At 43.2% G+C, this 25,859-nt stretch carries 27 protein-coding genes; 24 read left to right on the top strand and 3 right to left on the bottom strand.

Features of this window, described 5'->3' with window-relative positions:
* The first annotated feature begins 1 nt into the window (after nucleotide 1).
* Genes yhbY through AS29_RS02470 form a run of 5 tightly spaced genes read left to right on the top strand, consistent with a single transcriptional unit; the run spans nucleotide 2 to nucleotide 2,554 of the window.
* Nucleotides 2-295: a ribosome assembly RNA-binding protein YhbY gene (yhbY, locus tag AS29_RS02490; RefSeq protein ID WP_035405175.1), complete on the top strand. Its 294-nt coding sequence runs from the start codon at nucleotides 2-4 to the stop codon at nucleotides 293-295.
* Between the two features lie 16 nt (nucleotides 296-311).
* A complete protein-coding gene (locus tag AS29_RS02485) occupies nucleotides 312-881 on the top strand; it encodes a nicotinate-nucleotide adenylyltransferase (protein ID WP_035405173.1) in 570 nt (189 codons plus the stop codon).
* The gene (gene yqeK, locus AS29_RS02480) at nucleotides 871-1,452 is read left to right on the top strand and encodes a bis(5'-nucleosyl)-tetraphosphatase (symmetrical) YqeK (RefSeq protein ID WP_035405171.1); all 582 of its coding nucleotides are present in this window, start codon (nucleotides 871-873) and stop codon (nucleotides 1,450-1,452) included. Before AS29_RS02485 ends, yqeK begins: the two co-directional genes overlap by 11 nt.
* A complete protein-coding gene (gene rsfS / locus AS29_RS02475) occupies nucleotides 1,449-1,805 on the top strand; it encodes a ribosome silencing factor (RefSeq protein ID WP_035405169.1) in 357 nt (118 codons plus the stop codon). The genes yqeK and rsfS overlap by 4 nt, the downstream gene beginning before the upstream one ends.
* On the top strand, nucleotides 1,802-2,554 hold the full coding sequence (locus AS29_RS02470) for a class I SAM-dependent DNA methyltransferase (RefSeq protein ID WP_035405168.1): 753 nt from the start codon (nucleotides 1,802-1,804) through the stop codon (nucleotides 2,552-2,554). Before rsfS ends, AS29_RS02470 begins: the two co-directional genes overlap by 4 nt.
* Before the next feature lie 78 nt (nucleotides 2,555-2,632).
* On the opposite strand, the gene comER is transcribed toward AS29_RS02470, so the two are convergent.
* Nucleotides 2,633-3,460 carry a late competence protein ComER gene (gene comER, locus AS29_RS02465; protein WP_035405166.1) on the bottom strand — a complete coding sequence of 276 codons (828 nt, stop codon included), beginning with the start codon at nucleotides 3,458-3,460 and terminating at the stop codon, nucleotides 2,633-2,635.
* A gap of 90 nt (nucleotides 3,461-3,550) precedes the next feature.
* On the opposite strand from comER, the gene AS29_RS02460 reads away from it, so the two are divergent.
* The 3 genes from AS29_RS02460 (at nucleotide 3,551) to AS29_RS02450 (ending at nucleotide 7,187) form a co-directional block, all read left to right on the top strand.
* Nucleotides 3,551-4,201, top strand: a complete 651-nt coding sequence (locus AS29_RS02460; RefSeq protein ID WP_035405164.1) for a helix-hairpin-helix domain-containing protein — start codon at nucleotides 3,551-3,553, stop codon at nucleotides 4,199-4,201.
* 64 nt (nucleotides 4,202-4,265) lie between these two features.
* A complete protein-coding gene (locus AS29_RS02455; RefSeq protein ID WP_035405163.1) occupies nucleotides 4,266-4,829 on the top strand; it encodes a ComE operon protein 2 in 564 nt (187 codons plus the stop codon).
* Nucleotides 4,830-4,853: 24 nt separating this feature from the next.
* Entirely contained in the window at nucleotides 4,854-7,187 is a 2,334-nt protein-coding gene (locus tag AS29_RS02450) for a DNA internalization-related competence protein ComEC/Rec2 (RefSeq protein WP_035405162.1), read from the top strand.
* A gap of 40 nt (nucleotides 7,188-7,227) precedes the next feature.
* Here AS29_RS02450 and AS29_RS02445 read toward each other — a convergent pair whose 3' ends face one another.
* A complete protein-coding gene (locus AS29_RS02445) occupies nucleotides 7,228-7,362 on the bottom strand; it encodes a YqzM family protein (protein WP_035405161.1) in 135 nt (44 codons plus the stop codon).
* 314 nt (nucleotides 7,363-7,676) lie between these two features.
* Here AS29_RS02445 and holA point away from each other — a divergent pair, with 314 nt between their 5' ends.
* Nucleotides 7,677-8,702, top strand: coding sequence for a DNA polymerase III subunit delta (gene holA / locus AS29_RS02440; protein WP_051860567.1), 1,026 nt, complete (start codon nucleotides 7,677-7,679; stop codon nucleotides 8,700-8,702).
* Between the two features lie 214 nt (nucleotides 8,703-8,916).
* On the opposite strand, the gene rpsT is transcribed toward holA, so the two are convergent.
* Nucleotides 8,917-9,183 (bottom strand): 30S ribosomal protein S20, encoded by a 267-nt coding sequence (gene rpsT / locus AS29_RS02435; protein ID WP_035405160.1) that lies wholly within the window; start codon nucleotides 9,181-9,183, stop codon nucleotides 8,917-8,919.
* A gap of 203 nt (nucleotides 9,184-9,386) precedes the next feature.
* On the opposite strand from rpsT, the gene gpr reads away from it, so the two are divergent.
* The 15 genes from gpr to AS29_RS02360 all read left to right on the top strand — a co-directional run bounded on the left by gpr (nucleotide 9,387) and on the right by AS29_RS02360 (nucleotide 25,737).
* The gene (gene gpr, locus AS29_RS02430) at nucleotides 9,387-10,517 is read left to right on the top strand and encodes a GPR endopeptidase (protein WP_035405159.1); all 1,131 of its coding nucleotides are present in this window, start codon (nucleotides 9,387-9,389) and stop codon (nucleotides 10,515-10,517) included.
* Nucleotides 10,518-10,586: 69 nt separating this feature from the next.
* Entirely contained in the window at nucleotides 10,587-11,783 is a 1,197-nt protein-coding gene (spoIIP, locus tag AS29_RS02425) for a stage II sporulation protein P (RefSeq protein WP_035405158.1), read from the top strand.
* Nucleotides 11,784-11,804: 21 nt separating this feature from the next.
* Nucleotides 11,805-12,149 (top strand): DUF3679 domain-containing protein, encoded by a 345-nt coding sequence (locus tag AS29_RS02420; RefSeq protein WP_035405156.1) that lies wholly within the window; start codon nucleotides 11,805-11,807, stop codon nucleotides 12,147-12,149.
* Between the two features lie 140 nt (nucleotides 12,150-12,289).
* Complete coding sequence (lepA, locus tag AS29_RS02415; protein WP_035405373.1) at nucleotides 12,290-14,113, top strand: translation elongation factor 4; 1,824 nt, start codon at nucleotides 12,290-12,292, stop codon at nucleotides 14,111-14,113.
* Between the two features lie 61 nt (nucleotides 14,114-14,174).
* The gene (gene hemW, locus AS29_RS02410; RefSeq protein WP_156505841.1) at nucleotides 14,175-15,317 is read left to right on the top strand and encodes a radical SAM family heme chaperone HemW; all 1,143 of its coding nucleotides are present in this window, start codon (nucleotides 14,175-14,177) and stop codon (nucleotides 15,315-15,317) included.
* 210 nt (nucleotides 15,318-15,527) lie between these two features.
* Complete coding sequence (hrcA, locus tag AS29_RS02405; RefSeq protein WP_035405155.1) at nucleotides 15,528-16,559, top strand: heat-inducible transcriptional repressor HrcA; 1,032 nt, start codon at nucleotides 15,528-15,530, stop codon at nucleotides 16,557-16,559.
* Between the two features lie 185 nt (nucleotides 16,560-16,744).
* Nucleotides 16,745-17,332, top strand: a complete 588-nt coding sequence (gene grpE / locus AS29_RS02400) for a nucleotide exchange factor GrpE (RefSeq protein ID WP_156505840.1) — start codon at nucleotides 16,745-16,747, stop codon at nucleotides 17,330-17,332.
* 27 nt (nucleotides 17,333-17,359) lie between these two features.
* A complete protein-coding gene (gene dnaK / locus AS29_RS02395; RefSeq protein WP_035405152.1) occupies nucleotides 17,360-19,186 on the top strand; it encodes a molecular chaperone DnaK in 1,827 nt (608 codons plus the stop codon).
* Nucleotides 19,187-19,677: 491 nt separating this feature from the next.
* Nucleotides 19,678-20,811 (top strand): molecular chaperone DnaJ, encoded by a 1,134-nt coding sequence (dnaJ, locus tag AS29_RS02390; protein ID WP_035405151.1) that lies wholly within the window; start codon nucleotides 19,678-19,680, stop codon nucleotides 20,809-20,811.
* Between the two features lie 22 nt (nucleotides 20,812-20,833).
* Complete coding sequence (gene prmA, locus AS29_RS02385) at nucleotides 20,834-21,787, top strand: 50S ribosomal protein L11 methyltransferase (RefSeq protein ID WP_035405150.1); 954 nt, start codon at nucleotides 20,834-20,836, stop codon at nucleotides 21,785-21,787.
* 74 nt (nucleotides 21,788-21,861) lie between these two features.
* Nucleotides 21,862-22,617, top strand: coding sequence for a 16S rRNA (uracil(1498)-N(3))-methyltransferase (locus AS29_RS02380; protein ID WP_035405149.1), 756 nt, complete (start codon nucleotides 21,862-21,864; stop codon nucleotides 22,615-22,617).
* A 6-nt stretch (nucleotides 22,618-22,623) separates the two neighbouring features.
* Complete coding sequence (gene mtaB / locus AS29_RS02375) at nucleotides 22,624-23,976, top strand: tRNA (N(6)-L-threonylcarbamoyladenosine(37)-C(2))-methylthiotransferase MtaB (protein WP_035405148.1); 1,353 nt, start codon at nucleotides 22,624-22,626, stop codon at nucleotides 23,974-23,976.
* Nucleotides 23,977-24,160: 184 nt separating this feature from the next.
* Nucleotides 24,161-24,832 carry a deoxyribose-phosphate aldolase gene (gene deoC, locus AS29_RS02370; protein ID WP_035405147.1) on the top strand — a complete coding sequence of 224 codons (672 nt, stop codon included), beginning with the start codon at nucleotides 24,161-24,163 and terminating at the stop codon, nucleotides 24,830-24,832.
* Nucleotides 24,833-25,101: 269 nt separating this feature from the next.
* Nucleotides 25,102-25,275 carry a 30S ribosomal protein S21 gene (gene rpsU, locus AS29_RS02365; RefSeq protein WP_009791389.1) on the top strand — a complete coding sequence of 58 codons (174 nt, stop codon included), beginning with the start codon at nucleotides 25,102-25,104 and terminating at the stop codon, nucleotides 25,273-25,275.
* 15 nt (nucleotides 25,276-25,290) lie between these two features.
* On the top strand, nucleotides 25,291-25,737 hold the full coding sequence (locus AS29_RS02360; protein ID WP_035405146.1) for a GatB/YqeY domain-containing protein: 447 nt from the start codon (nucleotides 25,291-25,293) through the stop codon (nucleotides 25,735-25,737).
* Nucleotides 25,738-25,859: the final 122 nt, after the last annotated feature.

Genomic DNA, 25,859 nt, shown 5'->3' with positions numbered 1-25,859 from the left:
CATGCTTACAGGTAAACAAAAACGTTTTTTACGTGCGGAAGCACACCATCTTAACCCTATTTTTCAAGTAGGAAAGGGCGGCGTCAATGATAATATGATTAAGCAAATTGAAGAAGCTTTAGAGGGAAGAGAACTTCTTAAGGTAAGCATTCTTCAAAACTGTGATGAAGATAAAGATGAAGTTGCCGACAGACTATCCAGAGGAGCAAGAGCGGAGCTAGTTCAAGTTATTGGTAATACGATTGTCCTTTATAAAGAATCACGGGAGAATAAGCAGATTAAGCTTCCTAACTGACGAAGGGGATTTAAGGATGAAGGAAATTGGCGTTTTTGGCGGAACTTTTGATCCGCCCCATTACGGTCACCTGCTTATGGCCAGCGAAGTAAAGGCTGCCCTGTCATTGGATGAAATATGGTTTTTGCCAAACAGCCTTCCTCCTCATAAACAGGATGAAGAGCATTCAAGTCCTATCGACCGGTGCGAAATGCTCAAGCTTGCTGTCAGCGGAAAAGAAGGATTCCTGGTGGAACCCATTGAACTTGAAAGGACCGGTCCTTCCTATACATATGATACGATTGTGCTGTTAAAGGAAAAATACCCGGACTATCATTTTTCTTTTATTATAGGAGCAGATATGATTGAGTATTTGCCAAAATGGAACCGGGTCGATCAGCTTTTATCTATGGTTCGGTTTGTGGGTGTCGGCAGGCCGGGCTATTCTCCGGCTACAAACTACAATTTAACTATGGTCGACGTTCCTCAATTTGACGTATCATCATCGATGATCAGGAACCGGATTGAACAAGGCATAACAACGAGTTATCTGATGCAGGATAAAATAATGGACTTTATTAAGGAGAAGGGGCTGTATGGAACGTAAGCAAGCTTTAGCTATTGTAAAGGAACAGCTGACAGACCATCGCTATCAGCACACCCTTGGTGTTATGGAAACGGCTATTGAACTTGCGGGAAAATATGGCGCGGACTTTAGGAAGGCAGAAATGGCTGCTATTTTCCACGACTATGCAAAGTTCAGGCAAAAGGAAGAAATGAGGCAGATTATTCTCGATCAGAACATGAGAAGAGACCTGCTTATCCATAACGAAGAATTATGGCACGCACCCGCAGGCGCTTACCTTGTCCAAAAAGAAGCGGGTATAGAAGATCTGGAAGTACTTGACGCAATCCGTTACCATACATCAGGCAAGGCTGGTATGAGCGTGCTTGAAAAGGTCATATATGTTGCGGATTATATTGAACCCGGAAGAAGGTTTCCGGGTGCAGAAGAGGCAAGAGAAGCTGCTAAAAGGGACTTGAATGAAGCGATGATTCTATCATTGCAAAACACAATTATGTTTTTGCTTAAGAAAAATCAGGCTGTTTATCCAATGACAATTGAAGCTTATAACGATTTGATCTTAGCAAAACGGGAGGATTTGAATTCAGAATGAATGAAAAAGACATTTTAAAACTGGCTGCAGCTGCTGCAGATGATAAAAGAGCAGAAGATATGGTCGCATTGCGAATGAAAGGATTATCACTCATTGCGGATTATTTTTTAATTTGCCATGGTAATTCAGATAAACAAGTTCAGGCGATTGCCCGTGAAATTAAAGATAAAGCGGACGAGCATGGAATTCAGGTTAAAAAAATGGAAGGATTCGATGAAGCACGCTGGATTCTCGTGGACCTTGGCGATGTAATAGCGCATGTTTTTCACCGCGATGAACGCCTTTATTACAATCTTGAAAAACTTTGGGGAGACGCCCCGTCTGAAGATGTGGCCAAGCTGCTTGAAGCATGATGTATCAGGGCTTTGCGGGTGTCTATGATCATCTGATGGAGGATGTTCCTTATCAGGATTGGGCAGACTTGCTTGATTCCTTAATAATAAAGTACGGAAATAAAGGCAGAAAAGTAATGGATCTTGCTTGCGGGACTGGGGAAATCACTTTGCTGCTTCATGAAAAAGGCTATGAGATGACAGGTGCAGACTTAAGTGAGGACATGCTCGCTCTCGCCATCCAAAAAGCTGAAGAAAAGAAGATGCCCATTCGTTTCTTTCAGCAGGACATGAGAGAGATGGAGGGCCATGATCTTGCCTATGATGCTGTTATCATTACCTGCGATTCACTAAACTATTTGCTTGAAGAACAAGATGTGCAAAGCACCTTCAGAGCGGCAGCCAAAATGCTGAATGATGATGGGCTTTTCCTTTTTGACATTCACTCCATATATAAAATGAAACACATATTTACGGGGTCAACATTTGCTGATGCCGGTGATGATGTGAGTTTGATTTGGCAGTGCTTTGAAGGGGAAAAAGAGCATTCAGTTGAGCATGAGCTTACCTTTTTCGTCAAAGAGGATGATGAGTGCTACAGGCGAATTGATGAATTTCATCAGCAGCGGACATATGAAATTGAAAAACTTATTCTTTGGCTCAATCATGCGGGCTTTGAAGTGCTGGAGTCGTTTGGTGATTTTCAGCCCGGTGAGATAAGTGAAGAGGCAGAGCGCATATTTTTTGCTGCCAAAAAAACCAGGAACTAAAAAAGGACGCGTAGTTGCGTCCTTTTTTCTTTTTTAAAAATTTATAGAAGGATTATACAGAACGATGACGAATTTGAATTAGTGATGGCTCCTGAATTGATCCCCGACAAGCGAAAGATCTTCATCAAACTTCTCATGTGTCTTCCTGAATAAGTGCTCAAATACGTTCCCAAGCTCCTTTTCAAGAATGCCGATTCCTTCTCCGGTGACTCCGCCTTTTACACAAACCTTTTTCTGCAGACCAGGCAGCGTGTAATGCCCGGTTTCAATCAATTTCCCCATTCCCGTTATCATTCCTGCTGCAAGCTGTTCCGCCATTTCCCTGCTGATTTGTGTTTCCTGAACGGCCGCATCAGTAAAACGCTGAAGGAGGTAGCTGAAAAATGCAGGCCCGCAGCTCACGATATCAGATGCAACTCTGGTTACATCCTCTTCTATTAGCACAGGTTCTGATATTTGCGCGCATAACTGAAGAATTTTAGCCCGGTTCTCTTCTGAGCATGTTTTTCCAAAAGTAATGAGCGATATTCCGCTTAGTGCACGGTTTGTAATACTTGGTATCACTCTGGCCGTCTGACAGGGAGAAATGGATTCAAGAAGATTTGCTGAAACCGGACTCGTTATTGAGATTAAACATTGATCTTTTGTAAGCTGAGGCGAAAGGCGCGTCACTAAAGGATGCAGATCAAGCGGCTTCACGCAAAGGAAGATCAAAGAGCATATTCTCGCGATTTCTTCGCTGTTTTCGCTTACATGTATTCCTGGAAACTGCGATTGTATATGGTGAGCTTTTTCTAAAGTCCGATTCGTAATATGGATCTCCCGGGGTTTTACCGCCGCTGATTCAACGAAAGCCTCGATAAGAATCCTTCCCATATTTCCCGTTCCAATAAAACCGATGTTCAATGGCTTTCCCCTCCTTCACTTGCCTATTCTCCTACACATTATGCAGCTCCTATTTTACTTATACCAAATATAATCATTAGAGGTGATGGAATGGATTTTATTCAGAAGTATAAGGTGCTTTTGATTGCAGGGTCTCTCATTCTGCTGGCCGGGGTATTTTTTATGTTTTCAAGAGAACTGCCGGATAAGGCTGAAAAAGCTCAGGAGATTCCTGCAGAAGCTGAAATTCAGGCTGCCAGTGAAGCGGAAGTCTTCAATGAGCCAGAAGCTCAAAAGAAAACGAGCGCTAAAAAGGAAGGTTTTATGGTGGATGTAAAAGGATCTGTCCAGCGGCCGGGAGTTTATGAATTATGGGAAGGCTCCAGGGTGAAGGATGCGGTTGAGCATGCAGGAGGATTATTGGAATCTGCAGATGGAAAGCTAATTAATTTAGCTGCGGTTTTAGAGGATGGTACAGCCATTTATATACCGGCAAAGGGAGAAACAGCTGAAGCAGAGCCGTCTCAGGGAATCGGCACTGCGCACGGCAATGCTTCACCAGATTCAAAAAAGGTTAATCTGAACACTGCCGCTTTGGAAGATCTGCAGACACTTCCGGGGATTGGCCCGTCTAAAGCGGAAGCCATTTTAGCATACAGGGATGAAAATGGGAAGTTTAAATCGGAAGATGAATTAAAAGAGGTTTCAGGAATCGGAGATAAGACGTATGAAAAGCTAAAAGATTTGATACAGGTCAATTAACCTTTGACGGAGGATTTCCTGCACCGCTAAAATAAAGGAAGGTAAAAAAGCGGAGGGATAAATGATGAATCGCATTTCATGGGATCAATATTTTATGGCGCAAAGCCATTTGCTGGCACTTAGAAGTACATGCACCAGGCTCGCGGTCGGGGCGACCATCGTACGTGAAAAAAGAATGATAGCAGGAGGGTACAATGGGTCCATTGCTGGTGGAGATCATTGTATTGATTCAGGATGCTATTGTATAGACGGCCATTGTGTGAGAACTATACACGCCGAAATGAATGCCATATTACAATGTGCAAAATTTGGCGTGCCGACAAAGGATGCAGAAATCTATGTGACCCATTTTCCGTGCCTGCAGTGCTGTAAAGCAATAATTCAAGCTGGTATACAATCGGTTTTTTACTCTGCAGATTACAAGAATCATCCGTATGCCATTGAGCTTTTCCAGCAGGCAGGTGTAAAAGTAAAGCAGGTTGAGCACAGACAGCTGGAAAGCATGAAAGGCACAGAAAAGGACGAGCTGCTGACGGATTTGCTCAGCCGGTTAAAAGAGCTTGTGGAAGATGAGTCGGAAATGGACGAATTGAAAAGAAGGGCTGACCGGATTATGTCAGGGTCCTGAGTTATATTTTTAGGAGGCGCCTGTGTGAATTACGTATTATGTGCAGCTGCCTCTGTCATTGCCGTTATCTCGGTCCGATACCATTTGGAATGGACAGGTTTCCTCCTCTTATTAGGAGGATGCCTGCTCCATGTATCGAAAAAGAGGGTGATCGGAAGTGTCCTGGCTGCTGCAATGTTTTTATTCTTTCTATGTTTATCCTCGTACCACAGCCATCATAGCCAAAGCAGTCTCCGTGAGGGAGCCTTTACAGGAAGAGGAATGATGACCGTTCATCCTGTTACAGATGGAGATCGTTTCAGCGCTAGAATTAGGCTTGATAACCATGAAACGGTCGCCTTGCGGTTGCTAATTCCTAATGAAGCCATGAAGCAAAAACTCCAGACAATAAAGGGGGGGATGAGCTGTCAGGTGAAGGGGATGCTTGAGCCTCCTCTAAATTCAACTATTCCAAACGGCTTTAATTATAAGGAGTACTTGGAGGCGCAATCGATTCACTGGATATTATCGTCATCCAGTATAAGTAACTGCATGACTGGTTCCTCTCCCGAAGCTGCCTTGCTAAATTGGAGATCTGAGGGGCTGATGCTCATTCTCCGGTATTTTTCGCCAGAATCCGCAGGAATCGTTCAGGCTCTTATATTTGGAGAGCGGGAATGGATCAATCAGGATACAGAAAAGGCTTATCAAAGAATCGGCCTCACTCATTTGCTGGCTATCTCAGGCATGCAGGTTGCTTTAATTGCCGCAGCGGGCAGGTTTATGCTAATGAGGATGGGGTTAAGCAGAGAAACTTCTGCCCTCCTGCTCTTTATTCTGCTTCCTTCCTATTTGATTTTGGCAGGAGGATCGCCATCAGTAGTAAGAGCCGTCTTGGCAGCAGAGCTCTATTTTCTGTTTCTTCTTTTAAAATGGCCGATTCATCCTCTAAATCTGCTGTCATTACTATTTCTTTTATGGCTCGCTTCCAGTCCCTTGAACTTATTTTTAGCTGGATTTCAGCTCACATTCATTATTAGTTTTTGTATATTGCTGTCTGCTGCAATATTTAATACGTTCAGCGGAAGAATTCATGTTCAGAATTTGTTTCTCACCTTCTTATCCATGATTTCCACAATGCCCCTCATCTTATCTTCTTTTTGGGAAATGTCCCTCCTCAGCTTAATCGTCAATTTCTTCTATGTTCCATACTATTCATTCATCTTAATGCCACTGTCTCTCATTTCTTTTTTTATGGCTTGCATGAAAATTCCGTTTTGGCAGGGCGGGATCCGTATCGCAGACTTGGTGATTGATTGGACAAACAGGATAACCGAATTTATTGCTGCTGCCGATCCCTTTCTTCTCAATATGGGAAAACCCTCAAGCTTTCTCATACTATGTTATACGGCAGGGGTCATCTATTGTTTTTGGTCAATGGAAAAAGGGATAAAAAAAACGATCGGGGCCATTTCCCTTTTAGCCGGGCTGCTGATCATCGATTTCATTCTTCCATATATTGATCCGAATGGATCGGTAACATTTTTGGATGTTGGACAAGGGGATTGCGTGGTCATTGAACTGCCTTATAATAAGGGAACGTATTTAATTGATACCGGAGGGAAAATTGTATTTCAAGAAGAGGATGCAGAGTGGAGGCATCAGAGGGAGAAAAAACGGCTTTCAGATTATACACTTCTTCCCTATTTATCATCTAAAGGAATTTCAAGGATAGATACAGTTTTCCTTAGTCATGCAGACCAGGACCATACAGGCGAATACTTAAACATTTTGAACAATATCACGATAGGGGAGCTTATCGTACCGGGAGGGTTTGTCCGGGATCAAACCGATCGAATTCTTATTGAAAAAACCGTTCAAAAAGGAATAGCAGTGAAAACAGCCAGAGGGCAGCAGGTCATTAAAAAAGCAGGAATCAATTTTCAGGTCCTTTGGCCGCTTAAGTGGAGTGAGAGCAAAAATGAAGATTCACTTGTCCTGCGATTTAGTCTTGGGGGGAAGCGGTGGCTTCTAACGGGGGATTTGGAGAAGGAAGGTGAGGCTTTCATGCTAAAAACAGATCAGCAAATGAATATTGATGTTTTAAAGGCCGGCCACCATGGCAGTAAGTTTTCAACCTCGTCTGACATGCTGGAGAGGATTCAGCCCTCCGCTGCGATTATATCTGCAGGAAGGAAAAACCGGTATGGACATCCCCATCTCGAAGTTCTGAAAAGGCTAAAACAAGAAGGAGTCAAGACACTCCGGACGGATACTGGCGGGACCATCCAATTCCTTTTTAACGGAAAAACAGGAACCTTTATCAACCATCCTCCATACGATGTAGTAAACCCGGGCAGCAAAAAAAATAGAGACTGAATGCCAGTCTCTCCCATCACCATTCATTCCTCTTTTAAAATCAGGATGCAACAAGCTTGATGACTGTTGCAATAATGAAAAGGGTTGCAAAAAATCCGAAGGAAACAGCAAATCCAACTCCTGAATCTACAGCATCATTTCGTTTACTCTGCACATTTTTCTCAAATTCATTCACATTTACCCCTCCTGTTTCCACATTAGTATAAGGGAAACTAGAAAAAAAATCCATCCTGCGCATGTAAAAAGATCTGCTGATTAGAAGATCTTAACAGCGATACTCTGCTGCTTTAAACACAAAATAGAAGAAGTAGATGCGGCATCGTTTTTTTGCAGAATGAACCCGGGACCTGCAGAAGAACGTTTATCATATATGGATGGAGGGGTTTCATCCCTCCTCCGTTTCATAGAAGATTTGGCGTTCTTCATCTTGCCAAACAGAGAGAAACTCTTTACGATGAGTGTAGAGTTTTTTTACATAGGAGCTGGATCATTGTGCTGCAGTTTTGGAAACAGATCAATACTAAAAAACTGTCTCCGGTTTATTTACTGATCGGGACAGAAACATATCTTATGGAACAATCGGTGAAAAAATTGATAGCCGCTGCTCTCCAAGAAGATGAGAAGGATTTTAATTTCTCTATTTATGATATGGAAGAAACAGCTGTCGAAACGGCTATTGAAGATGCCGAAACTCTTCCTTTTATGGGAGAAAAACGGGTGGTTCTCCTTAAGAATCCGTCATTTCTAACGGGAGAAAAGAAAAAAGAAAAAATAGAGCACAATACAGAGAGATTTGAGCAATACCTTAAAGAACCCGCCCCCTATACTGTTTTAATCGTACAAGCTCCATATGAAAAATTAGATGAGCGCAAAAAGATTTCAAAGGCCTTAAAAAAGAATGCTGTGATCGGTGAGGCTAAATCTTTATCGGAACAAGAGCTCATCCAATGGACGCATACCCTGGCTGCAGCAGAGGAAACAGAGCTGGAATCTGATGCAGCAGAACACCTCGTATCCTTAACGAGCGGAAGTCTGATGATGATGGATCAGGAGATTCACAAGCTTTCAGCTTATACCGGACCAGGAGGGGTCATTACTAAATCGCTTGTGGACGAGCTGACTGCGAGAACTCTTGAACAAAATATTTTTGAATTGATTAATCATGTGACAGCTAGAAAAGCAGACCTCGCTCTTCACGTCCTCCACGATTTATTGAAGGCAAATGAAGAACCGATAAAAATTCTTTCCCTTATTTCCTCGCAATTCCGTCTGATTCTCCAAGTGAAGCAGCTGAGTGCAGGAGGTTATGGCCAGCCGCAGATTGCCAGCACGTTAAAGGTGCATCCTTTTAGAATAAAGCTCGCTGCACAGCAGGCAACGTCGTTTTCTGAAGAAGAACTAAAGCAGCTGATGAAGCGTCTTGCCGATGCAGATTACGGGATGAAAACAGGCGGCATGGACAAGGTGTTAATTTTGGAGCTGTTCTTAATACAGCTTGCAAAGCCGCGAAAATAATCGATTAAATTTCCTTTAGCCTGGACCTGTTGCTTATGCTTATTGAAGCGAAGAAAAGTGAGGCAGGAGCGGGCATGCAGGTAAGCAGTGCAGGCGATTTGCTGCGGGGGTGAACGCGAATCCTCCATGTTGAATACAGCTGTATCCCAGCATAGGCTGTGAAAAGCACAAAGAAAAGAGGGCCGGCGATATGCCGGCCCTCTTTGTTCTTTGCTTACGCGGACAATCCGTTAACTTGTTTAGTCAAACGGGATTTGTAGCGAGAAGCAGTGTTTTTGTGGATGATTCCGCTTTGAGCAGCTTTGTCAATTCTTTTAGCAGCTTCTTGAAGAGCAGTTTTTGCATTGTCAGCATCGTTGTTAACAACTAGTGACTCAACTCTTTTGATTGCAGTACGCATAGAAGACTTAAGTGTTGCGTTATGAGCGCGGCGCTGATCATTTGTTTTTACACGTTTAATAGCAGATTTAATATTTGGCATCCGATTCACCTCCTAAAAAAAAGCAATCGAGATCTATTTAACTCGATATTATTTCCAACATAGAGAACAAGAGATATTTTATCAGACCCCGCACGGTTATGCAATACCTCTGACAAGGAATTTTCGTTGATAGCCTACTTTCAGAATGGCTGCCCTCCTAATTGGAAAAAATAAAACCAGGACAATCATCAGGAGGGAAAATAATGAGTGATTCGATTGATTTAGGAAAGTATACGGTCCGTACCGATCTTGCAATTGAAGCAAGGGATCTTGCCCTTGAACAGCAGGAAAAAAGCCAGGCTCAGCCTAATCCTTCAAATCAGGGCGAAGTGAAGGGGATCGTGGTTAAGGAGCGTACAGAGGGGGAAATTAAGCTTACTTCTGTAGAAATAAATAAAGAAGGTGAAGAGGCTACAGGTAAAAAGGCCGGCAATTATTTAACCATTCAGGCAGACGGAATCAGACAAAAGGATACAGATCTCCAGCAGGAGGTAATCGAAGTATTTGCAAGGGAATTCAGCAAATTTATTGAAAACCTCGGAATTAAGAAAGAGGCCTCATGCCTGATTGCGGGTTTAGGGAACTGGAATGTTACACCCGACGCACTTGGACCGATTGCAGCAGAAAATCTTCTTGTGACGAGGCATTTATTTGAGCTTCAGCCTGAAAATGTCCAAGAGGGCTACCGTCCGGTCAGCGTCATCTCTCCTGGAGTAATGGGACTTACGGGAATTGAAACGAGCGACATTATTTTAGGGGTTGTCAATCGGATTAAACCTGATTTTATTATTGCAATTGATGCGCTTGCGGCAAGATCAATTGAGCGGGTAAATGCGACGATTCAAATCTCGGATACAGGGATCCACCCGGGATCGGGCGTAGGAAACAAACGAAAAGAATTAAGCGTGGAAACACTTGGAATTCCAGTGATTGCAATTGGTATACCGACCGTGGTGGACGCAGTCACCATTGCGAGCGATACCATCGATTATATTCTGAAGCATTTTGGCAGAGAGATGACACAGGGAGACCGTCCATCCAGGTCGCTTGTTCCAGCGGGAATGTCTTTTGGCGAGCGCAAAAAATTAAGTGAAGAAGATCTTCCCGGAGAGGAACATCGCCAAACTTATTTAGGGATTATCGGAACGCTCCCTGAGGAAGAAAAGCGGGCACTCATTCAGGAAGTGTTAAATCCTCTTGGTCATAATCTAATGGTTACACCAAAGGAAGTGGATGTATTTATCAGTGATATGGCCAATGTCATTGCGAGCGGCTTAAATTCTGCTCTCCATGGCCAAATTGGACATGATAATAGAGGCACCTACACACACTAGCAATTTGGTTCTAACTCTCGCAAATGGTCCATAGAATGTATAAGACATTCTGCGAGAGGACGGATATGCATGAAACGGACAAGCACAGCCCCTATCATGGCAATTAACGGGACAAGCATTAAAAAATTGTTTATATCGGCCTTTTTGGGCCTTGTATTTATTTTTGTTTTGTCGGGCGTCCTTACTTCATTAAAGCCCCAATACCGACCAGCTTCAACTTCCATTCACAGCCTCGCAGACGGTATTGCGGGCGAAGCATTCGTTTATTTACTGGGAACTGAGAATCATTACTTTACACAAGTGCTGCCGGAGGAAAGCAAGCCCGCTGATTGGTCATCCATGTTTTTGAAGCTCGCTGCAAGTATAAATCTGAATGATCCGCGGAGTTTGCTTGGAAGGGAGCTTCCCGGGTTTTCTTTATATGACAGTGAAATCATTGTTGCGGGTGAAGGCGGCAACTATAGTACCATTATTCCTTTTGAATCCGCACCTCCCGAAGAAGTGCAGCTTCAGGAACGGGAAGCATCAATTGAGGAGCTCCGCAAGGCTTCGGCAAAGTCAGAGGGTACGGTTAAGCCTCCCGTCCATAGTACTGGAGAAAAGAAAGTGGTTTATATCTACAGCACACACAATACGGAATCCTACCTGCCTCTGTTTAAAAATCCATCCAAGGACCCTGACGATGCCTTCCACAAAAGTGCGAACGTCACTCTTGTTGGGAAGATGCTTGCCGATGAACTGGAGGCTCAAGGAGTCGGGACGCGTTTTGAGCAAAAGGATATCCAGAAAATTTTAAAGGACAGGAAAATGAAATATAGCCAGTCCTATACAGCAGCAAGACCTGTCGTACAGGAAGCGATGACTTCCGGAAAAGATCTTGCGTACCTGATTGATATTCACCGTGATTCCCGACCTCATGCTCAGACGACGGTATCGATAAAGGGAAAACCCTATGCTCAGCTTGTATTTGTAGTCGGAGGGAAAAATACGAATCGTGAAAAAAACATAGAATTGGCTAAAAGCCTTCATACTAAACTTTCTGAAAAATACCCCGGGCTCAGTAAAGGGGTAACATTGAAGATAAAAAATTCGAACGGGCTTTTCAATCAGGATTTATCCGGTAATTCACTTCTTATGGAATTTGGGGGAGTGGATAATAATATGGAAGAGTTGAGAAATACGACTAAGGCCGTTGCTGATGTTTTCAGCGAATTTTACTGGCAGGCAGAAAAAGTTCAGGCTGACGTCAAAACGGAGAAGAAATAATAAGACGGCGAGGGATTCAAAATGGGAAAATTTATGGTGAAATCCATCCTTACTGCAGCCCTTCTTTTCATTGGTGTCTTAATGGGTATGCAGCTTGCCGGGAACGGGATGAAAAATCTTCAGGGATATGATAATCCTGATATGAAAAGTGCTTTTACTGTTAAAAATGGCGGACAAAATCAGGACATAGAGGCCTCCGTTCTCGGCCAATCCATTACAAGTCATGACCTGGAAACGAAAAGAAAGCAGCTCGAAAGCATGGAAGCCTTCAATCCCTTGTCGGAGGCAGCTAAAGGAATTTCCTCTGGTATTGAAAACCTTTTTGGCAAACTGATTTCCGCCGTGAAGGGAGAAAAGGATCAATAACAAGCAGCAGCTTCCTTCAAGGAAGCTGTTTTTACATGCAGCAAATCTGCTCCTTTCAAAACATTAGTTGAATGTTGAATTTCCAATTGATATAATCAATGCTAGCGCACTGCGCAGTTTTGTAGGAGTGATAGATGATCATGAATAATCCGGATAAATTTAAAAGACAGTCTAAAATTCGTAATTTCTCAATAATTGCCCATATTGATCACGGAAAATCCACTTTAGCAGACAGGATCCTTGAGAAGACTTCGGCCATAACTCAACGGGAAATGAAAGCGCAGCTTTTGGATTCAATGGATCTTGAACGGGAACGTGGAATAACGATTAAATTGAATGCCGTTCAGCTTACATATAAAGCTAAGGATGGCGAAGAATATATTTTCCACTTGATTGACACCCCTGGCCATGTCGATTTCACTTATGAAGTATCCAGAAGCCTTGCAGCGTGCGAAGGTGCCGTGCTCGTTGTCGATGCAGCACAGGGAATTGAAGCTCAGACTCTTGCCAACGTGTATTTGGCGCTCGACAATAACCTTGAAATACTTCCAGTCATCAACAAAATCGACTTGCCAAGCGCAGAGCCTGAACGTGTTCGCAAGGAAATTGAGGATGTTATAGGTCTTGATGCATCAGAAGCGGTTCTCGCATCCGCAAAAGCAGGGATCGGCATTGAAGAGATTCTGGAGCAGGTTGTAGAAAAGGTTCCGGCTCCTACAGGAGATCCTGAGGGTCCTCTTCAAGCAATGATTTTTGATTCTTTGTATGATTCATATCGCGGCGTCGTTGCTTACATCAGGATTATGGAAGGTACCGTAAAAGTCGGACAGAAAATTAAAATGATGGCTACCGGTAAAGAATTTGAAGTGCTTGAGCTTGGTGTGTTCACGCCAAAAGCGGTCATGAAGGACGAGCTTACGGTAGGGGATGTTGGATTCCTTACAGCAGCCATCAAAAACGTCGGGGATACCCGTGTGGGTGATACCATTACCAGTGCGAAAAATGGTGCTGCCGAGCCGCTTCCAGGCTACCGCAGACTAAATCCGATGGTTTATTGCGGTCTTTATCCGATTGACACAGCCAAGTACAATGATTTACGGGAAGCGCTTGAAAAATTGGAACTGAATGATTCTGCACTTCAATATGAGCCGGAAACGTCACAGGCACTAGGCTTTGGTTTCCGCTGCGGTTTCCTTGGACTTCTTCATATGGAAATCATCCAGGAGCGTATTGAACGTGAATTCAATATCGATTTAATTACCACAGCACCAAGTGTTATTTACACCGTGTTTTTGACAGATGGAGAAGAGCTTAGAATTGATAATCCGTCCAATATGCCTGATCCTCAGAAAATTGCCCGTGTAGAAGAGCCATATGTAAAAGCAACCGTTATGGTACCAAATGATTACGTTGGAGCCGTTATGGAGCTTTGCCAGGGCAAACGCGGAATTTTTATTGACATGCAGTACCTGGATGAGATCCGAGTGAGCATCGTTTATGAAATCCCGTTATCAGAAATTGTGTACGATTTCTTTGATCAGCTGAAGTCCAGTACAAAAGGATATGCTTCATTCGATTATGAACTAATTGGATATAAGGAATCCAAGCTCGTTAAAATGGATATCCTGCTTAATAACGAAACAATTGATGCTTTATCCTTTATCGTTCACCGCGACAGTGCATATGACAGAGGAAAAGTGATTGTAGAAAAATTAAAAGATCTCATCCCGCGCCAGCAGTTCGAGGTGCCTATTCAAGCAGCGATCGGTCAGAAAATTGTGGCTCGTTCTACCATTAAAGCTATGAGAAAGAACGTTCTGGCTAAATGTTACGGCGGAGACATTTCCCGTAAAAGAAAGCTTCTTGAAAAACAAAAAGAAGGTAAAAAGCGCATGAAAATGGTTGGTTCTGTTGAGGTACCGCAGGAAGCGTTTATGGCCGTTCTTAAAATGGATGATAACTAAAAATGATAAGGGATGCCGCAGAATTTCTGCGGCATCTTCCATTAAAAAAGGAGAGTCCATCATGGTGAAAGCAGCCTATGTCCATATCCCATTCTGTGAATACATCTGCCATTACTGCGATTTTAATAAGATCTTCATCCAAAACCAGCCGGTGGAATTGTATCTTGACTATTTGCAAACGGAAATTGTCCGGGTAATGCAAACACACGATAAACAGGAGCTTGATACCATTTTTATCGGCGGAGGAACTCCGACAGCGTTGAATGAGGCACAGCTTACACAGCTTATGACTACAATCAGCCGTCACCTTCTTCCTTCAAATAAGAACATTGAGTTTACGGTTGAGGCAAACCCGGGGGATCTCTCCTACGAGAAAATGAGACTTCTTAAAAGCTTTGGAGTCAATCGGTTCAGTATAGGGGTCCAGAGTTTTGAAGACAGTCTGCTCGAGAAAATTGGCAGAGTGCACCGTAAGAACGACGTGCTTAGAACAGTCGAGGATGCGAAAAAAGCCGGTTTTGATAATTTGAGCATTGATTTGATGTTTGGTCTTCCAGGACAGACTGCAGAAGATTTTGAGCGAACGCTGGATTTGGCATTGGCTCTTGATGTTCAGCATTTTTCCGCCTATTCGCTGATTATTGAACCAAAAACCGTTTTTTATAATCTTGTGCAAAAAGGCAGGCTTCCTCTGCCCCCTCAGGAAGAAGAAGCTCGCATGTATGAGCTTTTAATGTCCAGAATGAGGCAAGCCGGCTTTAATCAATATGAAATCAGCAACTTTTCCCTGCCTGGTATGGAAAGCCTGCACAACCTGACATACTGGAATAATGAAGAATATTTTGGTTTTGGCGCAGGAGCTCACGGGTACGTAAATGGGATGAGGGAAGTAAATGCCGGTCCTTTGAAGAAGTACATGTCATTGATTGATGAGTCGGGTTCCCCTATAACGACAAGGCATAAAGTAACGGAAGCTGAACGAATGGAAGAAGAGCTATTCCTCGGTCTTCGTAAAACTGCAGGTGTCAGCAAGCAAGTATTTAAACAAAAATTCGGTCAGGAACTGACGGATGTTTTTAAAAGCCCAATAAACGAGCAAAAGCAAAAAGGACTCCTTGAAGAAGATGAGTCAAGCATCTTTCTTTCCGTTCAGGGCAGGCTTCTCGGCAATGAGGTGTTCCAGTCATTTATAGGGCTTTCTTAACCGCAGGCATGGTAAAGCCATGTGCTGTTTTAAAAAGACCTGTTTATTGGAGCGGAAAGGGAACGCCTTCTGTAGAAATCAACAGTCAAGTGGAACAGAGCTACACCATAAAAAAAGAAGACTTTTGAATTGACTTTTCTTTTCTGTTTTGATAATTTGTAAATAGTATTAGCACTCAGCAACTACGAGTGCTAACAGAGGTGATGACAGATGCTAACTAATCGTCAATTGCTGATTTTGCAGGTAATTGTTGATGACTTCATCCAGTCAGCTCAGCCTGTCGGTTCCAGAACCCTGTCCAAGAAAGAAGAGATATCTTTTAGCTCAGCTACCATTCGGAATGAAATGGCAGATCTCGAAGAATTGGGCTTTATTGAAAAACCGCACACTTCTTCAGGACGTATACCTTCAGAGAAAGGCTACAGGTATTACGTTGATCATCTGCTGTCTCCTAAAAGACTGGCAAGCAATGAGGTTCGAATGATCAAATCTCTTTTTGAGGAAAAGATCTTTGAACTGGAGAAAATGGTCCAGAAGTCTGCTCAGATCCTTTCTGATATGACCAGCTACACGACCATTGTGCTTGGGCCAAAAGTGAATGAAAATCAGCTTAAACACTTGCAAATCATCCCAATCAGCGAAAATGCTGCGGTTGCTATAATGGTGACGAATACGGGACATGTTGAAAGCAGACCGATTTCCCTTCCTGAAGGCATACGTCCAGGCGATTTGGAAAAAGTCGTCAATATCCTTAATGAACGACTATCAGGGGTTTCACTTTCTGAACTTAAGGATAAAATGTACAAGGAAGTAGCCAGTCTATTAAAAACGCATATTGAGAATTATGGAATGTTCCTTCAAAGCTTTGAGGACAGTCTACTGCCGAAGAATCACCAGGAAAAGCTTTTTTTCGGCGGAAAAACCAATATGCTGAATCAGCCGGAATTCAGTGACCTTGAAAAGGTGAAAACTCTTTTGAGGATGATTGATGAGGAACGGCTGTTTTATAAATTATTGAGCAGCAAAGATTCCGGACTATCCATTTCAATTGGGAAAGAGAATCAGATTACTGCGATGGAATACTGCAGTCTGATTACTGCTGATTATTCAATTGATGAAAAGAAAATCGGAACGATAGCCATACTGGGTCCTACCAGGATGGAATATTCAAGAGTTGTCAGTTTGCTCCAAAAAGTTGCAGGGGGACTTTCAAAAGCGATGTCTGATCAGTATTACAGCTGAAGATGAGTTTGCTTTTTAACGCAGCTTTTTATTAAACGTATGCTGCTTGTGTGCAGGCCGTTTATTCTAACCGCACCCTATGCAGTTTCCTGACATTAGAATTTGTGAAAACGGCCTGAAAAAAGAAGGATGGGGACTGGCAAAACCCATCCCCTTTCTCATGCATTTAAGGGAGGTGAAAGATTGTGGAAAATGAAAAAGATCTAAATGAACGTGATTTAGCAAAAGAAGCAGAAGAAAAATCCGCTCTTTCAGAAGAGGAGATTCTTTCTCAGGAAGAAACTGCAGAAGCTGGGCCTGAAACGGACGAGCTAAGCGAAGCGAGAGAGAAGATTGCTTCCCTTGAATCACAAGTTGAGGAATCTGAAAGCAAGCTGCTCCGCGTACAGGCAGATTTTGAGAACTATAAGCGCAGAGCAAGAATGGATGCTGAATCCGCCCAAAAATACCGCGCGCAAAATCTGATCTCAGAAATTCTTCCGGCATTGGATAACTTTGACAGGGCTCTTAAGGTAGAAGCTTCTGATGAACAGACTAAATCTATTCTTCAAGGAATGGAAATGGTTCACCGTCAGCTCGTCCAAGCTCTGAAAAGTGAAGGTGTAGAGGAAATCGAGACTGTAGGAAAAACATTCGATCCTCATTTGCATCAGGCTGTTATGCAGGGTGAAGAAGAGGGATTTGAACCAAATACGGTCATTGAAGAGTTTCAAAAGGGCTATAAATTGAAAGACCGGGTTATTCGCCCGTCCATGGTAAAAGTAAGTCAATAAGCGTACATAACTTGAGGAGGTAGCATTATGAGCAAAATTATCGGGATTGACTTAGGTACAACAAACTCTTGTGTGGCTGTTCTCGAAGGCGGAGAACCAAAGGTAATCCCTAATCCAGAGGGCAACCGTACAACACCATCCGTTGTATCTTTCAAAAATGGAGAACGTCAAGTAGGGGAAGTGGCAAAGCGCCAGGCTATTACAAACCCTAACACGATCATGTCTGTTAAGCGCCATATGGGAACAGATTACAAAGTAGAAGCAGAAGGCAAAAACTTTACACCTCAGGAAATTTCAGCTGTCATCCTTCAGCACTTGAAGTCCTATGCTGAAAGCTACCTTGGCGAGCCGGTTACAAAAGCTGTTATTACAGTTCCTGCTTATTTCAACGATGCAGAACGTCAGGCTACAAAGGATGCCGGCCGAATTGCGGGTCTTGAAGTTGAACGTATTATCAATGAACCGACTGCTGCAGCACTTGCTTACGGTCTAGATAAACAGGATGAAGATCAAACGATCCTTGTTTATGATCTTGGCGGCGGTACATTTGATGTATCTGTTCTTGAACTGGGGGACGGTGTGTTCGAAGTCCGTTCGACTGCAGGTGACAACCGCCTTGGAGGAGACGATTTTGACCAAGTAATTATTGATCATTTGGTAGCTGAATTCAAAAAAGAAAACGGCATTGATCTTTCTAAAGATAAAATGGCGCTTCAGCGTTTGAAAGATGCAGCAGAAAAAGCGAAGAAAGATTTATCTGGTGTATCTTCTACTCAGATTTCTCTTCCGTTTATCACTGCTGGTGAAGCTGGACCTCTTCACTTGGAACTTAACCTTTCAAGAGCGAAATTTGAAGAACTTTCTTCAGATCTTGTAGAACGTACGATGGCTCCTGTGCGTCAGGCACTTCAGGATGCTGGTATCTCAAGAGACGAACTTGATAAAGTAATCCTTGTTGGGGGTTCTACACGAATTCCTGCTGTACAGGATGCAATCAAAAAAGAAACTGGCAAAGAGCCGCATAAAGGTGTCAATCCGGATGAAGTAGTAGCGCTTGGCGCTTCCATTCAAGGCGGTGTGATCACAGGAGACGTTAAGGATGTCGTTCTTCTTGATGTAACACCTCTATCTCTTGGAATTGAAACAATGGGCGGTGTTTTCACAAAGCTTATTGACCGCAATACAACAATTCCAACAAGCAAATCACAAACCTTCTCAACGGCGGCGGACAGCCAAACAGCAGTTGACATCCATGTGCTTCAAGGTGAGCGCCCGATGTCAGCAGACAACAAAACACTTGGCCGCTTCCAGCTTACGGATATCCCGCCTGCACCAAGAGGTGTACCTCAAATCGAAGTGAGCTTCGATATTGATAAAAACGGTATCGTAAACGTTCGTGCGAAGGATCTTGGTACAAACAAAGAACAAACTATTACAATCAAATCTTCTACTGGCTTAAGCGATGATGAAATCGACCGCATGGTTAAAGAAGCGGAAGAAAATGCCGATGCAGACAAAAAACGCAAAGAAGAAGTAGAAGTGCGCAATGAAGCGGATCAGCTTGTTTTCACTACTGAAAAAACACTGAAAGACCTTGAAGGCAAAGTGGACGAAGCAGAAGTGAAAAAAGCTAACGATGCGAAAGATGCGCTTAAAGCAGCGATTGAGAAAAACGAGCTTGAAGAAATCAAAGCGAAAAAAGATGAGCTTCAAGAAATCGTTCAGCAGCTGTCAATGAAGCTTTACGAAGAAGCAGCTAAACAGCAGCAAGCTCAAGACGGCGGTTCCGCTAAGCAAGATGACAATGTAGTGGACGCAGATTTTGAGGAAGTTGACGACAACGATAAAAAATAAACTGTTTTCGACCCAGAAAAGTCAAAGTCAGGCTTGCCTTGACTTTGACTTTTTTTACGAACAGAAAAGAACGGAAAGAGCGGGGATTTAATAAGATGCAGAAACAAGGAATGGGCGGACATCAAGAAACGGTCTTAGTAGAACAACCTTACTTGAGCGCCCTACGCTTTTCTTTATTGTCTAGCTGCGGGCGCTGTGCCGCAGGGTCATTTCGCTTTTTCGGTCGAGGGCCTTCAAGATGAAGGCTCGTTCAGCGTTGCGACAGGACGTCGCGCTTTTAGCTGAACAACCTTACTTGAGCGCCTCTCGGTCAAAAGCTCCAATGCCCCAGACTGAGGCCTGCAGGAGGCAGGTCAGTTCTGCTTTGCGGCAGGACGTCGCGGTCTTAGCAGAACAACCTTACTTAAGCGCCCTACGCTTTTCGTTATTGCTACAATGTGCTTTAAAATGATACAATTTACTTTATGTGAGAATTCGGGAGTGAGAGGATTATGAGTAAGCGAGACTACTATGATGTACTTGGCGTCGGCAAGGATGCTTCGAAAGAGGAGGTCAAGCGCGCCTACCGTAAGCTTTCGAAACAATACCATCCGGACATTAATAAAGAGGCAGATGCCGATCAAAAATTTAAAGAGATAAAAGAAGCATATGAAATCTTAAGCGATGATCAGAAGCGCGGCCATTATGATCAATTCGGCCATACGGATCCGAATCAGGGATTTGGCGGATTCGGCGGACAAGGCGGAGACTTTGGCGGCGGATTTGGCTTTGATGATATTTTCAGTTCTATTTTTGGCGGAGGCGGAGGCCGGAGAAGAGATCCGAATGCCCCGCGTCAGGGAGCTGATCTGCAATACACCATGTCATTGAAGTTTGAAGAAGCGGCATTTGGATTGGAAAAGGAAATTGAAATTCCTAGAGATGAAGCGTGTGATACTTGTCACGGCTCAGGTGCTAAACCCGGAACATCTCCGGAAACCTGTTCACACTGCGGAGGTTCAGGTCAGCTGAATGTTGAGCAGAATACACCATTTGGCCGTATCGTTAACCGCAGAGTCTGTCATTATTGCAGTGGTACTGGAAAAATGATTAAGCATAAATGCTCCACATGCGGCGGCGATGGAACAGTGAAGAAACGCAGAAAAATAAAAGTAAACATTCCGGCAGGCGTGGATGACGGGCAGCAGCTTCGCGTTTCAGGGCAAGGCGAACCGGGAATCAATGGCGGGCCGGCAGGAGATTTATATGTCGTATTCCAAATACAGGAGCATGATTTCTTTGAGCGTGATGGAGACGATGTATATTGTGAAATGCCTCTAACGTTTGCCCAAGCAGCATTAGGGGATGAAATTGAAGTTCCAACTCTTCAGGGGAAAGTGAAGCTGAAGGTTCCTGCTGGAACACAAGCTGGTACTAAATTCCGTCTGAAAGGAAAAGGAATACCGAACGTCAGAGGATACGGACAAGGGGACCAGCATATTGTTGTGCGGGTTGTTACACCTACAAACCTCACTGAAAAGCAAAAAGAACTGATCAGAGAATTTGCTGAAATAACCGGCAACCTGCCTGATGAGAATGAAGAAAGTTTCTTCGATAAAGTAAAACGAGCAATTAAAGGCGATTAATATATGAAGGAGTTGGCAGAGGATGAAATGGTCAGAAATCAGTATCCATACAACACAAGAAGCAGTAGAACCAATCTCTAACATACTACACGAAGCTGGAGCGAGCGGTGTCGTAATCGAAGATCAAATGGACCTGCTAAAGGAAAGAGAAAGTGTGTATGGAGAAATCTACCATCTCGATCCTCTTGACTACCCTGCTGAGGGGGTCATCATTAAGGCCTATCTGCCAATGAACAGCTTTTTAGCCGAAACGGTTGAAGGAATTACAAACTCTATTGAGGGATTATCTCAGTATGGGATTAATCTGGGATCAAAGCAGCTCAAGACGAGCGAAGTGAACGAAGAAGACTGGGCTACTGCATGGAAAAAATATTACCACCCTGTAAAAATATCAGAAAAATTCACCATCGTTCCTACCTGGGAAGAGTATGAGCCTGTTCATTCCGATGAACTCATTATTGAACTTGATCCTGGTATGGCTTTTGGAACGGGTACGCATCCGACAACCGTTCTATGCATTCAGGCCTTAGAGCGTACGGTCAAAAAAGGTGACAAGGTAATTGATATTGGAACTGGCTCAGGTGTACTCAGTATCGCTTCTGCATTGTTGGGCGCTGAAGCTGTTCGTGCGATGGATTTAGATCCAGTGGCAGTTGAAAGTGCTAGGCAAAATACAGTCCTTAACAAAGTGAATGGAAAGGTTGAAGTTTTTCAAAACGACTTGCTTTCCGGAATTTCCGAACAAGCAGATGTCATCGTAGCGAATATATTGGCCGAGGTTATCTTGAAGTTTACAGATGAAGCTTACAACCTCGTAAAAGAGGGCGGATGGTTCATTACATCCGGCATCATTCTTAATAAGAAAAATGATGTGAGAGACGCGCTTATTAAGGCGGGGTTTGAGATTTCGGAAACGGTTGTCATGGAAGACTGGGTTGCTTTTATAGCAAGAAAAAGCGAACAAAGTGCCATCTGATTTTTACAGTTAACGGGGCCGGCTCTTTTAGTCGCCCCTTTCAATTTTCAGTACCTGCGGGTGGAGGGATTATGATGCAGCGTTATTTTATCGATACACCAAGAAGTGAAATTGGATCCTCCATAAAAGCGGCAGGCGACGATTTTCATCATATGATCAAGGTTATGCGGATGAGAGAGGGAGATTCGATCATCTGGGTGACTTCGGATGGAGAGGAAGCATTATGCACTCTGGCAGAACCGGGTCAACATGATGCAGATTGCCATGTGTCAGAATGGGTGACAGAGAATAAAGAACTGCCGGTACACGTTACAATTGCATGCGGGCTGCCTAAAGGGGATAAACTGGATTTAATTATCCAGAAAGGGACAGAGCTCGGTGCTCGGATGTTTATCCCTTTTAATGCGGCTCGTTCTGTAGTAAAATTGGATGACAAAAAATCCAAGAAGAAAGCCGAACGCTGGCAGAAGATAGCAAAGGAAGCAGCCGAACAGTCCTATCGAAATCGTATTCCATCCGTAAAAAATCCGGTTTCTCTAAAAGAACTTGTTCAGATATCAAAAAAGTATGATGTGAAAATTGCAGCATATGAAGAATCAGCAAAAAAAGGGGAAAAGAGCAGTTTCTCAAAAGCTCTTGAACAGCTGTCCGCGGGGCAGTCACTGCTTGTTGCAACAGGACCTGAAGGCGGATTTACGCTTGAAGAAATTGACTTTCTTCAGGAGCAGGGCTTCATAACAGCAGGCTTTGGACCGAGGATTTTAAGGACTGAAACCGCTCCGCTCTATGCACTTGCAGCGGTTTCCTACCATTTTGAATTAATGAGGTGAAGATATATGGCATCCGTTGCGTTTCATACATTAGGCTGTAAAGTGAACCATTATGAAACCGAAGCCATTTGGCAGCTTTTTAAAGAAGCTGGCTATGAGAGGAAAGAATTTGAAAGTTCAGCAGACGTTTATGTCATTAATACATGCACGGTTACAAATACAGGGGATAAAAAGAGCCGCCAGGTCATTCGCCGGGCGATTCGAAAAAATCCAGACGGTGTTATTTGTGTTACAGGGTGCTATGCTCAGACATCACCGGCAGAAATTATGGCCATCCCTGGTGTGGACATCGTTGTCGGTACACAGGATCGGGTGAAAATGCTTGATTACATTTCCCAGTATCGCGAAGAAAGACAGCCGATTAATGGTGTAAGCAATATTATGAAAGCAAGAACCTATGAAGAACTCGATGTACCGGCATTTACCGATCGCACAAGAGCTTCATTAAAAATCCAGGAAGGCTGCAACAACTTTTGCACGTTTTGCATCATTCCATGGGCCCGGGGACTAATGCGCTCCAGAGATCCTGAAGAAGTGATTAAACAAGCTCAGCAGCTTGTGGATTCAGGCTACAAGGAAATTGTTTTGACTGGAATTCATACCGGCGGTTATGGGGAAGACATGAAGGATTACAATTTTGCTGCCCTTTTGCGTGCACTGGATGAGCGGGTAGAGGGTCTGAAAAGAATCCGGATTTCTTCGATTGAAGCAAGTCAAATTACCGATGAAGTTATTGAGGTATTGGATCAATCAGATAAAATCGTCCGCCATTTGCATATTCCTATTCAATCTGCTTCAAATACCGTTCTGAAAAGAATGAGAAGAAAATATACGATGGAATTTTTTGCAGAAAGACTTGTCCGGCTGAAAAAGGCACTTCCTGGATTAGCAGTCACTTCCGATGTCATTGTTGGATTCCCTGGTGAAACAGAAGAAGAATTCATGGAAACATACAATTTTATTAATGAGCATAAATTCTCAGAACTGCATGTATTCCCTTATTCGAAGCGGACAGGCACTCCAGCGGCAAGAATGGAAGATCAAGTGGATGAAGAAGTGAAAAATGAGCGGGTTCACCGTCTAATTGAATTATCCGATCAGCTTGCGAAAGAATATGCGTCATCTTACGAAGGAGAAGTTTTAGAGGTGATTCCTGAAGAAGAGTACAAAGATGCACCTGGAAGCGGCTTATATGTGGGTTATACCGATAACTATTTAAAAGTTGTTTTTCAGGCTTCAGAAGAAATGGTTGGGCAAATTGTCCGCGTAAAAATCGAAAAGGCTGGTTATCCTTATAGTGAAGGCCAATTCGTCAGAGTTGTGGAAGAGCCAAAGGATACCATTCGCCTAAGCTCTTAAAAGATGCAGGAAATCCGGTTTTCGGATTTCTTTTTTTTAGGCAATCTGTAAGGGCATCTGCTCGCAATTTCAAAGCCCGATGCCTTGCAAAGCGCTTTGATTTTAAGGTAATGACTTCAGCGTCCTGTCTATGTATAATAGAGGAGGTAGGAAGTCAGACAACTAGTTGAGAGGGGTTTAAAATATGACTGAAAATATGGCAAAAATGATAGATCACACAGCACTAAAACCGGACACAACAAAGGCTCAGATTGAAAAACTTTGTGAGGAAGCAAAAGAATATCAATTCGCTTCTGTCTGTGTAAATCCAACATGGGTTGAAACATGCGCCCGTCTTTTAGAAGGTACAGATGTCAAAGTATGTACCGTTATCGGTTTTCCTCTAGGAGCTTCCACACCTGAAACAAAAGCATTCGAAACGAAGGATGCGATCGAAAAGGGTGCGGCAGAAGTAGATATGGTTATTAATATCGGTGCTCTCAAAGATGGAGATGCAGAACTGGTAGAAAAAGATATCCGTGCGGTAACAGAAGCAGCAAAAGGCAAAGCCTTAACAAAAGTAATCATTGAAACATGTCTTTTAACAGATGAAGAAAAAACACTTGCTTGCGAACTTTCCGTTAAAGCCGGTGCTGACTTTGTCAAAACCTCTACTGGTTTCTCCACAGGAGGAGCAACGGTTGAAGACATCCGTCTGATGAGAAAAACAGTCGGTCCTGATCTGGGAGTTAAAGCATCTGGCGGAGTGCGTGACCGTGCTGGAGCAGACCTTATGATTGAAGCAGGGGCAACCCGAATTGGAGCAAGCGCCGGGATCAGCATTGTCAGTGGAGGAAGCTCTCAGTCTGATTATTAATTAAAAGGCTCTGTTAAAGCCTGGTGTTGATTTTAAGCCCTTGTTGATCGGAGTGGAAGGCGAGTCTCCCGCGGAAAGCGAACGCCTGTTAACTGCAATCAACAGCCAAGTTTAACAAAGCTAATTAAAAAGCGATAACTTAAGCTTTAAAGCGAGTTTTGGTTGACCATTTCCTCCTATTATATTATAATGGCAAAGTACATGTTTAAAATAAGCATGACAACTTTGAAGCATTCGTCGATTGGTGTATTCGGAGGGAGGGAAATAGCATGTCTAAAACAGTAGTTAAGAAAAATGAATCGCTTGAAGATGCTCTTCGCCGCTTTAAACGTTCCGTTTCAAAAACAGGCACGTTGCAAGAAGCAAGAAAGCGTGAATTTTATGAAAAACCTAGCGTAAAACGCAAAAAGAAATCAGAGGCGGCTAGAAAGCGCAAATTCTAAAAGAGGGTGTATTGCATGAGTCTTCTTGATCGTTTAAATCAGGACATGAAGCAAGCGATGAGAAATAAAGACAAAGACAGACTCACTGTTATACGAATGGTCAAGGCTTCCATGCAAAATGAAGCGATCAAGCTTAACAAATCCGAGTTGTCTGAAGAAGAGGAATTAACCATCCTCTCTCGCGAACTTAAACAACGTAAGGACTCCCTCCAGGAATTCAAAAACGCTGATCGTTCTGATTTGGTAGATAAACTTCAAGCTGAAATTGTGATCGTCAATGAGTACATGCCTGAACAGCTTTCAGATGAAGAATTGCTGGCCATTATCAATCATGCGATTGAAGAAACTGGCGCATCTTCCAAAGCTGATATGGGCAAGGTAATGGCTGCGATTATGCCTAAAGTAAAAGGCAAAGCAGATGGTTCCCTTGTCAATAAGCTCGTACAGCAGCAGCTATCATAATAATTAGCAAAACACCTTGCCATTCGGCGAGGTGTTTTTAGTTATGTGGATTTTCTTGTATATTTCCAATAAAATTGAATCTTTTTCAATTTTAATACGTATATCCATTGAGGGGAACTGAA

Origin of the sequence: Bacillus sp. SJS (assembly GCF_000732485.2) — a bacterium.
Taxonomy (GTDB): Bacteria; Bacillota; Bacilli; order Bacillales; family Bacillaceae; genus Metabacillus_B; species Metabacillus_B sediminis.
The sequence above is the reverse complement of the archived record's forward strand: the minus strand, read 5'-3'. Positions and strand labels throughout refer to the sequence as shown.

Bases quoted from the DNA above. Each gene is read 5' to 3' on its own strand.
- yhbY (WP_035405175.1), top strand. From the start codon at position 2: ATGCTTACAGGTAAACAAAAACGTTTTTTACGTGCGGAAGCACACCAT.
- AS29_RS02485 (WP_035405173.1), top strand. From the start codon at position 312: ATGAAGGAAATTGGCGTTTTTGGCGGAACTTTTGATCCGCCCCATTAC.
- yqeK (WP_035405171.1), top strand. From the start codon at position 871: ATGGAACGTAAGCAAGCTTTAGCTATTGTAAAGGAACAGCTGACAGAC.
- rsfS (WP_035405169.1), top strand. From the start codon at position 1,449: ATGAATGAAAAAGACATTTTAAAACTGGCTGCAGCTGCTGCAGATGAT.
- AS29_RS02470 (WP_035405168.1), top strand. From the start codon at position 1,802: ATGATGTATCAGGGCTTTGCGGGTGTCTATGATCATCTGATGGAGGAT.
- AS29_RS02460 (WP_035405164.1), top strand. From the start codon at position 3,551: ATGGATTTTATTCAGAAGTATAAGGTGCTTTTGATTGCAGGGTCTCTC.
- AS29_RS02455 (WP_035405163.1), top strand. From the start codon at position 4,266: ATGAATCGCATTTCATGGGATCAATATTTTATGGCGCAAAGCCATTTG.
- rpsT (WP_035405160.1), bottom strand. From the start codon at position 9,183: ATGCCAAATATTAAATCTGCTATTAAACGTGTAAAAACAAATGATCAG.
- gpr (WP_035405159.1), top strand. From the start codon at position 9,387: ATGAGTGATTCGATTGATTTAGGAAAGTATACGGTCCGTACCGATCTT.
- spoIIP (WP_035405158.1), top strand. From the start codon at position 10,587: ATGAAACGGACAAGCACAGCCCCTATCATGGCAATTAACGGGACAAGC.
- AS29_RS02420 (WP_035405156.1), top strand. From the start codon at position 11,805: ATGGGAAAATTTATGGTGAAATCCATCCTTACTGCAGCCCTTCTTTTC.
- lepA (WP_035405373.1), top strand. From the start codon at position 12,290: ATGAATAATCCGGATAAATTTAAAAGACAGTCTAAAATTCGTAATTTC.
- hemW (WP_156505841.1), top strand. From the start codon at position 14,175: ATGGTGAAAGCAGCCTATGTCCATATCCCATTCTGTGAATACATCTGC.
- hrcA (WP_035405155.1), top strand. From the start codon at position 15,528: ATGCTAACTAATCGTCAATTGCTGATTTTGCAGGTAATTGTTGATGAC.
- dnaK (WP_035405152.1), top strand. From the start codon at position 17,360: ATGAGCAAAATTATCGGGATTGACTTAGGTACAACAAACTCTTGTGTG.
- dnaJ (WP_035405151.1), top strand. From the start codon at position 19,678: ATGAGTAAGCGAGACTACTATGATGTACTTGGCGTCGGCAAGGATGCT.
- prmA (WP_035405150.1), top strand. From the start codon at position 20,834: ATGAAATGGTCAGAAATCAGTATCCATACAACACAAGAAGCAGTAGAA.
- AS29_RS02380 (WP_035405149.1), top strand. From the start codon at position 21,862: ATGCAGCGTTATTTTATCGATACACCAAGAAGTGAAATTGGATCCTCC.
- mtaB (WP_035405148.1), top strand. From the start codon at position 22,624: ATGGCATCCGTTGCGTTTCATACATTAGGCTGTAAAGTGAACCATTAT.
- deoC (WP_035405147.1), top strand. From the start codon at position 24,161: ATGACTGAAAATATGGCAAAAATGATAGATCACACAGCACTAAAACCG.
- rpsU (WP_009791389.1), top strand. From the start codon at position 25,102: ATGTCTAAAACAGTAGTTAAGAAAAATGAATCGCTTGAAGATGCTCTT.
- AS29_RS02360 (WP_035405146.1), top strand. From the start codon at position 25,291: ATGAGTCTTCTTGATCGTTTAAATCAGGACATGAAGCAAGCGATGAGA.